This is a genomic window from Microbacterium sp., assembly GCF_039812165.1.
In the GTDB taxonomy this organism is placed as follows: Bacteria; Actinomycetota; Actinomycetes; order Actinomycetales; family Microbacteriaceae; genus Microbacterium.
Window position 1 is genome coordinate 1 of sequence record NZ_JBDIAB010000100.1, and the last position, 10,514, is coordinate 10,514.

General features: G+C 70.1%; 8 protein-coding genes. 5 read left to right on the plus strand and 3 right to left on the minus strand.

The window, feature by feature from the left end:
* A partial coding sequence (locus tag WML84_RS09125) for a hypothetical protein (RefSeq protein WP_347345832.1) occupies nucleotides 1–442 on the minus strand: 442 nt, incomplete at its 3' end.
* Nucleotides 443–452: 10 nt separating this feature from the next.
* Entirely contained in the window at nucleotides 453–2,405 is a 1,953-nt protein-coding gene (locus tag WML84_RS09130) for a CHAT domain-containing protein (protein WP_347345833.1), read from the minus strand.
* 258 nt (nucleotides 2,406–2,663) lie between these two features.
* Here WML84_RS09130 and leuA point away from each other — a divergent pair, with 258 nt between their 5' ends.
* The 5 genes from leuA (at nucleotide 2,664) to WML84_RS09155 (ending at nucleotide 8,519) form a co-directional block, all read left to right on the plus strand.
* Entirely contained in the window at nucleotides 2,664–4,424 is a 1,761-nt protein-coding gene (leuA, locus tag WML84_RS09135; RefSeq protein ID WP_347345834.1) for a 2-isopropylmalate synthase, read from the plus strand.
* A gap of 207 nt (nucleotides 4,425–4,631) precedes the next feature.
* Entirely contained in the window at nucleotides 4,632–5,360 is a 729-nt protein-coding gene (recO, locus tag WML84_RS09140; protein ID WP_347345835.1) for a DNA repair protein RecO, read from the plus strand.
* Nucleotides 5,357–6,163: an isoprenyl transferase gene (locus WML84_RS09145; protein ID WP_347345836.1), complete on the plus strand. Its 807-nt coding sequence runs from the start codon at nucleotides 5,357–5,359 to the stop codon at nucleotides 6,161–6,163. The genes recO and WML84_RS09145 overlap by 4 nt, the downstream gene beginning before the upstream one ends.
* Nucleotides 6,164–6,392: 229 nt before the next feature.
* On the plus strand, nucleotides 6,393–7,694 hold the full coding sequence (locus WML84_RS09150; RefSeq protein WP_347345837.1) for an oligosaccharide MFS transporter: 1,302 nt from the start codon (nucleotides 6,393–6,395) through the stop codon (nucleotides 7,692–7,694).
* A 114-nt stretch (nucleotides 7,695–7,808) separates the two neighbouring features.
* Entirely contained in the window at nucleotides 7,809–8,519 is a 711-nt protein-coding gene (locus WML84_RS09155) for a DsbA family oxidoreductase (protein ID WP_347345838.1), read from the plus strand.
* A gap of 118 nt (nucleotides 8,520–8,637) precedes the next feature.
* Here the strand turns inward: WML84_RS09155 and WML84_RS09160 are convergent, their stop codons facing one another.
* Entirely contained in the window at nucleotides 8,638–10,269 is a 1,632-nt protein-coding gene (locus WML84_RS09160) for a DUF222 domain-containing protein (RefSeq protein WP_347345839.1), read from the minus strand.
* Between the last annotated feature and the right edge of the window lie 245 nt (nucleotides 10,270–10,514).

Below are 10,514 nucleotides of genomic sequence, written 5' to 3' on the forward strand. Positions count from 1 at the left end.
GACCGTCACCGCCGGCCTCGTGGGGCACGGCGCCCACGCCGGCGCCCGGCCGCGGCAGCCGCTGCCGATCGCGCGTGTGGGCGTCGTCGCTGGGACCGATGCTGATGCCGCGGGCCCGCGGATCCTCCAGCGCGCGGATCGCGGCGTCGAGCTCGTCGTCCTCGCCGGCGCCGAAGCCGAGCAGGCCGGCGTCGGCGTCGGCGCGGTAGCGCGCCTCGAGGCCGGGGTCGTCGTCGAGCACGCGCAGGAGCACGCGCGCGCGATCGGCGAGCGTCGTCGCCGCGTGCCATTCCGCTCGCGCGAGCACGGCGTCGTAGAGGTCGACGACCGACGCGGGGAAGTCGGCCACGATCTCGGCGCGGCCGCTCGCGCCGGCGAACGACCGCGCGAGGATCACCGCCTCGATCGACCGGACGGACGGACGCTCCTCGGTGCCGCTCATGATCCCTCGCTCACGCTGCCGATGCCAGGGCGGGTGCGATCACGGTGTCGGTGTCGCAGTGCACGCCGTACAGGAGTCCGAGCGGGTTGTTGTGCTCGGCGAGGAACCGCCGGCGCAGACTCAGCACCAGCGCGCCGACCGACGTGCCCGCGAACAGCTCGTCGAAGAACGCCTTCGCCCACTCGCTCGCGAACAGCCCCGGTGTCTTGCACTCCGTGCCGATCACCCCGCGCGCCCCTTTCGCGAGGAAGTATGGCACGAACCCGTCGTAGAAGTCAGGGGTCAGCTGCGCCGACTCGCACGCGTTGATGAAGACGAGCGGATGGCTCTGCAGCACGTCGTCCGTCGGAGCGTAGACCGACAGCTGGCCGAGCGACACGCTCGTCGATCCGCTGAAGATCAGCTTCGAGTCGTCGGGGTCGAGAGCGGATGCCTCGGCGTGGCAGTACAGGTAGAGCACCTTCTCGGTGGCCGCGGACGACAGCCCGTGCTCGACGAGGTCCTCCACGCTCCGGCCCTCCACGAGCGCGACGCCGCGGGCGCTCCAGTAGGCGCGCTGGGCGGCGACCGGACGCGACGGCATCGCGTCGTCGATGCCGTCGTCGTAGAGCGTGCGGACGCCGAGCTCGGGGGTCGAGTCGATCGTCGGTGCGGGCGGCACGTTGGCGAGCTGGGTCAGCGGGATCTGCTCGACGACGTGGCGCATGCCGATGAAGTTGTCCCACGACAGCGGCACGGCGTCGAAGCGCCGCACGGCGTACATCAGCGGCCACGGCACCGGGAAGGCGCTCGAGACGATCTGCAGCGTCGTGGCCTCCTGCTCCAGTCGCGCGCACAGCCAGTCGCGCACCCGCTTGAGCTCGTTCGACGCCTCGGGGCCGGAGAACACGGACTGGAAGAGGCGGAAGCCCGCGAAGGCGAGATCGTGCAGCAGGGCGTCGCCGTCGGCGGGGGAGATGTCGAGCTGGAACGCGATCGGGCGCCGTTTGACGGCCTGGAGGAGGACCTTCCGCACCTTGCGGATGCGCGCGCACAGCTCGTCCTCGGTGAGTCGGATCTCGATCGGGTCGGCGCACACCTGCGGGGCGAGCAGCTCGTAGCCCTTCTCCGACGGCTTGATCTGGATCGTGGCGCAGCGCTCGTCGAGCACCGCGGCGGCGGCGGGCTGGCGGCCGTAGCTCTCCAGGTCGGGCACGGCGCCGCGGTCGAAGGTCACGTCCAGCCGCTGCAGGAAGTTGCCGCGCACGTCCACGAGCACGCTCAGGCCGTGCGGCGCCTCCGTGCCGTCGTCGCGTCGCCGCTCCCGCGGCCGGATGTCGAACAGCGCCCGCGTGGTCGAGCGTCCGTCGCGCCCGATGCGCAGCCGCTGCGGGTCGGCGGGCACGTCGAAGTCGGAGCTCATGACGCGGACCCGCACCTCGAGCGTGTCCTGCCCCTCGGGGAACGGCAGCCAGGTCTCGTCGGCGACCGCGCCGGCGCCGTCCGTCCCGAAGAAGACGGCGAGCGTGTAGGCGGTGCCGACGACGAGCGGCGGCGCACCGCCGACGAGCTCGGCGTGCAGCCACGACTGCACCACGTCCACGCAGTGCGGCGCACGCGTCGCGCGGATGCCGGGACGAGCCATGCGCTCCGGTCGCCACGCCGTGCCGGTCGTGCCGCCCAGCAGCCCGTCGGCACCGGCATCCGCGTGCCGTACGGCATCGGAGATCGTGAGGAGTCCCTCGTCGAGGTCGACCCGGATGCGGGCCTCGAGCTCGGCGTCGCCGTCGATCGCCAGCGCGATGGCGAGGGCGCGCTGCGTGGGCGTCGTCGCCGAGGTCCAGCGGGCGAGCGACACCGTCGCGTCGTACAGCGCGGCGACGACGGGCGGATACGTCTCGGTGACGAACGCGCGTCCGCGCGGATGGCAGAAGGAGGTCGCCAGGGTCGTGAGCCGGTATGTCCGCTCTGTGGTGGAAGCCATCGTCCCCTCCCACGTGCTCGGGCATCCCGATGCAGGATGCATGCCGCCGTTCACCTGCCAGGAGCCCGCATCGCCGCCGTCTGATACGTCCCGGCCCGGCGCCGACGGTCGCCACCGCCGCGCGAGGGGTGTACCCTTGACCGCATGCGCGCTGGCACGCTCCTTCTTAGCTGCCGCGACGAGTCCTCGTTCTAGGGCCTTCCTCGTCGCGGAGCTCGGCATCGGCCCGCACACTCGATGAGAGAAGAAGCGACCATCATGGACAACACCCAGAAGCCTTCCGGCATGCCGATCCACAAGTATCGTCCGTTCCACGAGCAGATCCGCGTGCACCTGCCCGATCGCACGTGGCCGGACAAGCGCATCACGACCGCACCGCGCTGGTGCGCCGTCGATCTGCGCGACGGCAACCAGGCGCTCATCGACCCGATGAGCCCCGAGCGCAAGCGCATCATGTTCGAACTGCTCGTGGGCATGGGCTACAAGGAGATCGAGGTCGGCTTCCCGTCGGCGAGCCAGACCGACTTCGACTTCGTGCGTCAGCTGATCGAAGAGGACATGATCCCCGACGACGTCACGATCCAGGTGCTGACGCAGGCCCGCGCGCACCTGATCGAGCGGACGTACGAGTCGATCGCCGGCGCCAAGCAGGCGATCGTGCACCTGTACAACTCGACCAGCGTGCTGCAGCGCGAGGTCGTCTTCCGCACCGACAAGCAGGGCATCGTCGACATCGCCCTGGAGGGCGCGCGGCTGTGCCGCGAGTTCGAGAAGCGCATTCCCGAGACGAAGGTCTACTACGAGTACTCGCCGGAGAGCTACACCGGCACCGAGCTCGAGTTCGCCGTCGACGTCTGCAACCAGGTGCTCGAGGTCTTCGAGCCGACGCCCGACCGCAAGGTCATCATCAACCTGCCGGCGACGGTCGAGATGGCGACCCCGAACGTGTACGCCGACTCGATCGAGTGGATGTGCCGTCACCTGAACCACCGCGAGAACGTCATCGTGTCGCTGCACCCGCACAACGACCGCGGCACCGCGATCGCCGCGGCGGAGCTCGGCTACCTGGCCGGCGCCGACCGCATCGAGGGATGCCTGTTCGGCAACGGCGAGCGCACCGGCAACGTCGACATCGTGGCCTTGGGCATCAACCTGCTGACCCAGGGCATCGACCCGCAGATCGACTTCAGCGACATCGACCAGGTCAAGCGCACGGCCGAGTACTGTAACCAGCTGCCCGTGCACGAGCGCAGCCCGTGGGCCGGCGACCTCGTCTTCACGGCGTTCAGCGGCTCGCACCAGGACGCGATCAAGAAGGGCTTCGAGTCCATGGAGGCCCGCGCGAAGGCGCAGGACGTCTCGGTCGACGAGCTGGAGTGGGCCGTCCCGTACCTGCCGATCGACCCGAAGGACCTGGGCCGCTCGTACGAGGCGGTCATCCGGGTCAACTCGCAGTCGGGCAAGGGCGGCGTCGCCTACCTGCTGAAGGCCGACCACGCCCTCGACCTGCCGCGCAAGCTCCAGATCGAGTTCTCCGGCGTCGTGCAGGCCAAGACGGATGCCGAGGGCGGCGAGGTCTCCAGCGACCAGATCTGGTCGATCTTCACCGACGAGTACCTGCCGTCCGACGTCGACGAGCACCGCTGGGGCCGCTTCGAACTGCTGTCCACCCGCACCCAGAGCGACATGACCGGCGACGTGTCGCTGGAGGTCGCGCTGCGCGACGGCGAGGACCGCGTCGCGGCATCCGGTCACGGCAACGGCCCGGTCGCGGCTTTCCTCGAGGTGCTGCGCGCGCAGGGCTTCGACGTGACGGTGTACGACTACGTCGAGCACGCGCTCAGCGCCGGCGGCGACGCGCAGGCCGCGGCCTACGTCGAGCTGCGCGTCGACGGCGAGCGCCTGTGGGGCGTCGGCATCGACGGCGACATCTCGACGGCGTCGCTCAAGGCGATCGTCTCGGGCGTCAACCGGGCGATCCGCACGCGCGAGCGCTCGGAAGTCCTCGCGGCCGTCTGACACCGGCATCCGCCCGCACTTCGGCACGACCCCACGGTCCGACCCGATCCTCGACGCGAGCCGCCACCCGCGGACCGCGTCTCACGGCCCTCGCCATCAGCGAGACCTCGGTGGCGCACCGGGACCGCACACCCCGCGGACCCGGTGCGCCATTGCCCTGTCCGGCGCGGGGCGCCGGCGTGTCGGGGTCCGGACGGATAATGGACTGTGCCCACCTATCGCGACGAGGTCGTGGTCCTGCGCACCCACAAGCTGGGTGAGGCGGACCGCATCGTCACGATGTTGAGCCGGCGCCACGGCAAGCTGCGTGCGGTCGCGAAGGGCGTGCGCCGCACGTCGTCGCGGTTCGGCTCGCGTCTGGAGCCGTTCATGGTCGCCGACGTGCTGCTGTACGAGGGGCGCTCGCTCGACATCGTGCAGCAGGCCGACTCGCTCGGCGCGTACGGCGCCGAGATCGCCACGCACTACGACCGCTACACCGCCGCGCACGCGATGGTCGAGACCGCCGACCGGCTGAACGAGGCCGAGGCCACGCCGCAGCAGTACCTGCTGCTGGTCGGCGGCCTCCGCGCCCTCTCCCGCGGCGACCATGCGGCCCGTGCGATCCTCGACTCGTACCTGCTCCGCGCGATGGCGCTCTCGGGCTGGGCGCCCGGGCTCGACGAGTGCGCCCGGTGCGGGCGCCCCGGCCCGCACGAAGGCTTCGTCGTGCAGCTGGGCGGCGCGGTGTGCGTCTCGTGCGCGCCCGCCGGCTCTCCGCGCGCGCATCCCGAGACGATCGCGCTGCTGCGCGCGCTGATGGCGGGGGAGTGGGATGCCGTGGACGCCGCGACCGCGTCCGCCACCGCCGCCGCGTCCGGCCTCATCGCGGCGTACACCCAGTGGCACCTCGAGCGCGGCATCCGCTCGCTCTCACACGTGGAGACGGTCCGTTGACCCCGAAGCCCTACACGCACCGCGACGCGGTGCCCTATCGGCCGCTCGACTGGACCGGCATCCAGGCCCCCGCCTTTCCGCGCGGCGGCGTGCCGAACCACGTCGCGATCGTCATGGACGGCAACGGGCGCTGGGCCAACCGCCGCGGGCTCACCCGCATCGAGGGGCACCGCGCCGGCGAGGAGGTGCTGCTCGACGTCGTGGCCGGGGCGATCCAGGTCGGCGTGCGCCACCTCAGCGTCTACGCGTTCTCGACCGAGAACTGGAGCCGCTCGCCCGACGAGGTCCGCTTCCTCATGGGCTACAACCGCGACGTGCTGCACCGGCGCCGCGACCAGCTGAACGAGTGGGGCGTGCGCATGCGCTGGGCGGGCCGCACGCCGCGGCTGTGGGGTTCGGTCATCAAGGAGCTGCGGGTCGCCGAGGAGCTCACGCGCGACAACGACGTGCTGACCCTCACGATGTGCATCAACTACGGCGGTCGGCACGAGCTCGTCGACGCGATGCGCGCGATCGGCGCCGAGGTCGCGGCGGGGCGCCTGAAGCCCTCGGCGATCACCGAGAAGACGGTGCGCCGGCACCTCTACGTGCCCGACATGCCCGACGTCGACCTGTTCCTGCGCTCCAGCGGCGAGCAGCGCACGTCGAACTTCCTGCTGTGGGAGTCGGCCTACGCCGAGCTCGTCTTCCTCGACACGCTGTGGCCGGACTTCTCGCGCACCGACCTGTGGGGCGCCATCGGCACCTACCTCGATCGCGACCGCCGTTTCGGCGGCGCCGTCGACACACCCGGCACCCGCTGAGCGGAGATATGCCGATCGCGGCATGGCTCGCGGCGGTCGTCGGCGCGGCCGGTGCTCGAACCCCGGTGTTGCGCGGGGGTTCGGCGCACTGCTAACGTCGGCCTCACTCGATTTAGGCCGCGTAATCACGGGCCTGTTGCCGCCGAGTGCAACGGGCGTGCGCGCGCCCGGATCCGCGCATCCGTCGTCGAATCGAGCTCACTTCATCACTTCAAAGGAGAGGTCTGCGATGGCGGAACCCAGAAGGAATCTGTTCAAGAACGGGGCGTACCTGCAGAGTTCGACGACGCTGTTCGTCTTCTTCGCCTCATGGGGCATCTGGTGGTCGTTCTTCTCGACGTGGCTCGACAAGACCCTCGGTCTCAGCGGCGGCGAGATCGGCATGATCTACTCGGTGAACTCCATCACCTCGATGGTGGTGCTGCTGTTCTACGGCATGACGCAGGACCGCCTCGTGCTGCGCCGCCACCTCGTCATCACCGCGTCCGTCGTGATGGCGTGCCTCGCGCCCTTCGCGATCCTGGTCTACGAGCCCCTCCTGAAGAACGCGTTCGTGCTCGGCCTCGTCGTCGGGTCGATCTACCTGCCGTTCGGCTACACCGCCGCGGTGGGCCTGATGGAGGCGTTCTCGGAGCGACTGAGCCGCACCTACGGGTTCGCGTACGGCAGCGCCCGCGGCTGGGGATCGCTCGGCTACGCCGTCGCCGCGCTGTTCACGGGCTTCATCTTCACGGTCAACCCGCACATCAACTTCTACATCGGCTCGGCCCTCGGCATCGTCAGCCTGTTGATCCAGGTCTTCTGGAAGACCGACAAGGTGCCGCTGGCGCCGGGGCACAGCGATCACCCGGCCGCGCCCAGCCTGCGCGAGATCGTGGCGGTGCTGAGGTTCAAGCACCTGTGGGTCATCATCGGCTTCGTCATCTTCAGCTGGACGTTCTACAACCTGTACGACAACCAGATGTTCCCGAACTTCTATCGCGGGCTCTTCGAGAACGAGGACGTGGGCCTGCACACCTACGGCATCCTGAACTCGGTGCAGGTCTTCCTCGAGGGCTTCTGCATGATGCTCGTGCCGATCCTCATGCGCAAGGTCGGCGTCCGGAACATCCTGCTCATGGGCGTCACGGTCATGTGCCTCCGCATCCTCGGCTCGGCGATCTTCCTCGACCCGGTGATCGTGTCGATCATCAAGATGTTCCACGCCATCGAGGTGCCGCTGTTCGTGCTCGGCATCTTCCGCTACCTGACGCTGCACTTCCCGTCGGCGCTCTCGGCCACGCTCTACATGGTCGGTTTCGAGATCGCTGCACAGCTGGGCAGCGCCCTCTTCTCGACGCCGTTCGGCTACATCCGCGACGCGCTCGGCTTCCAGCCGACGTTCATGGTCATCGCGGGGGTGGTCGCCTGTGCCGGCGTCTGGGCGTTCTTCGCCCTGAAGAAGGACGATCAGGACGTCCAGGGCGACCCGTTCATCCGCGACGGGCAGTCCGGCGTCACCGGCTTGGTCAAGACCGTCGCGAAGGGCTGATCGACCCGTCTCCGGTGCGGGGAGTCGAGGGGCTCGTGTCATGGACACGGGCCCCTCGGCCTGTCACGGGCCTTCGCGGGAATAGCGCGGCGCACTCGCTCGGTTGTGCCGAGTGTGACAGAGTCGCTTTCCCGTACCGACCCGATCCGCATCGACGTGTGGAGCGACATCGCCTGCCCGTGGTGCTACATCGGCAAGCGCAACCTCGAGGCGGGGCTGGGTGCGGCATCCGCCGACGACGACGCCCCCGTCGTCGAGGTGACCTACCACTCGTTCGAGCTGTCGCCCGACACCCCGGTCGACTTCGAGGGCTCCGAGGCCGACTTCCTCGCCGGTCACAAGGGGATGCCGCGGGAGCAGGTGCAGCGCATGCTCGACCGCGTCACCGGGGTCGCCGCCGACGCGGGCCTCGAGTACCGCTTCGACGTGCTGCAGCACACCAACACGGTGCGCGCGCACGAGCTGCTGCACTTCGCGAAGGCGCAGGGCGCCCAGCAGGCCATGACCGAGCGCCTCATGTCGGCCTACTTCACCGAGGGGCGCCATCTCGGCCGCGTCGACGAGCTCGTCGCGCTCGCGGAAGAGGCGGGTCTCGACGCGGATGCCGCGCGCACGGCCCTCGAGTCGAGGCAGTACCTCGACGCGGTGCGAGCCGACCAGGCGCAGGCCGCCGCGTACGGCATCAACGGAGTGCCGTTCTTCGTCGTCGACGGCAAGTACGGCGTGAGCGGAGCCCAGCCGCCGGAGGCGTTCGCGCAGATCGCCCGGCAGGTGTGGTCGGAGCACCGCACGGCGTCCGCGCCGACCGCGGAGCCGACCGCGTAGTCGCGGCGACCCGGCACCGCGCGCACGGAGCCGCGCCCCGGACTCACGATGAGATCATGGCTGTCATGCCCGTCGAGGTCGTGCCGTACTCCGAGGAGTGGCCCAGCACCTCGGCGGATCAGAAGGGCGGGGATGCTCCGCCGCCGCGGTCGCCTCCGAGCAGTGCGTAGTCCTCGAGTCGTCGTCTTCGCGGGAGAAGGTCCGGATCGGGGATAAAACGGACCTGCGGTTCGGGCCGGTCGGTGTGGCGTCGTCCGGTGGGGCTGGTCCAGACGAGCACGCCCGGGGAGGTCTGCGCGACGGTCCAGGCGCTGGCGTGCTTGAGGGTGTGATGCCGTCGGCACAGGTGCGCGGTGTTCGTGTGGCAGGTGGGGCCGCCGTGGGCGGCGTCCAGGGTGTGGTCGATGTCGCATCGCCAGACGGGGCGGCGACAGCCGGGGAACCGGCAGTGCTCGTCACGGGCGCGGAGGAACCGTCTCAGGTCGGCGGTAGGTCGGTATCGGTCGACCGCGAGGACGCCGCCGTCGAGGGGAGAGGTCATCACGCGTTCCCATCCGGTCGCACCTGCGGCGAGCTCCCGTGCCGTGTCGGCATCGATGGGGCCGTAGCCGGCCAGGAGGCACGGCTCGCTGCTGTGCCCGGTCATCGTGAGCACCGGGATCGTGACCTGCACGGTGGCCCGGATCTCACCCAGCCCGTCGCCACCGAGGCACTCGTCGGGCGTGCCGGTGAGGAGCAGGTCGGTGAACACGTCGGCGCGGACCTGCGCCAGCGTCCGCGTGTCCACCCCGGCGTCCGATGCAGTGTCCGATGCAACGCCCTCGGAGGCGCGGTCGGCCGAGCCGAGACCCCCAGCCGCACTCGTCTCAGCTGTGGCGGTCTGGTCGGGGCGGGCGTCGACGATGGTGCGGGCTTGGGCGGTGAGGCGGTCGTCGATGCCGTGGGCGAGGGTCGTCGGCAGGATCGCGAGCAGCTGCGACAGCCCGTCGTCGAGGTCGGTGACCTCCACGCAGCGGCGCTCGTGCGCGTCGGCTGTGCGCTCGGCCAGGCTGCGATCCAGGAACCGCTCCGCGAACCGACGCACCACCGGCCGCAGCCGACCCGGCGTCAGTTCCGCGGCCACGGCGAGCGCGAGCGTCACATACGCCGCCCGGGCAGCCTCGTCCTCGATGGCCGCGCCGGCTTCGTAGATGGTGAACACGCGTTGCCGGGAGATCTCGGCACGCTCCAACGCGTCCACGACGGGCGCGAACCGGTCACACAGATCCGCGGCCTGGCCCAGCAGCCGGGTCACGGTCCACTCGCTGAGGCGCGCGGCGGTGGCGAGGTCGGCGACCATCGACCGGCGCGCGATCTCCCGCGCGTGCTTGCGACCGGACAGATCCGCGGCGACATCTCCGATCAGTGCGTCCGCGCGGGCGAGGACCCGGATCTCCTCCGCGTCCAGGGCACGCCGCCGCCGCGCCGTCGCCACGAACGCGTCCACCACCTCCTCCGACCGCCGCAACGATGCATAGACAGCGACCACGTCGGCATCGTCCGCAGCCTCCGATCCGTTGGCGGCATCATCCGCAGTCTCCGGCGCGTCGACGGCATCACCAACCGTCTCGGCGTCGGCGCCATCGATACCGGCGCCGTCATCCGGAACGTCGGCGGGCTCGAACGGCCCGGAAGGTGGCGTGGGCGAGGACATGGACGGATCCGATCGCGACAGGAACAAGAGGCGAGACTCGCGCGTCACCGCGCCCACTCATTCCTACGTCGCTCCACGCGACTGCCATCAACCACTCCGGGCTGGGCACGAGGCCCGCACACCCCACTCCGAATCTCTGTCTTCAGCCTAACAAGTATCGAAACTTTGTGCAAGCATCTCGCGGTCCAGCTTAGAACATATGGCCTATGATCTCAGGCCAACCAACTCTGCTGCCCGCCTTGGCCAGCGCGGGCACCCGCACCGAGTCACTGCCCTCCGACTGGCTCACTGCGTTGTGGCAC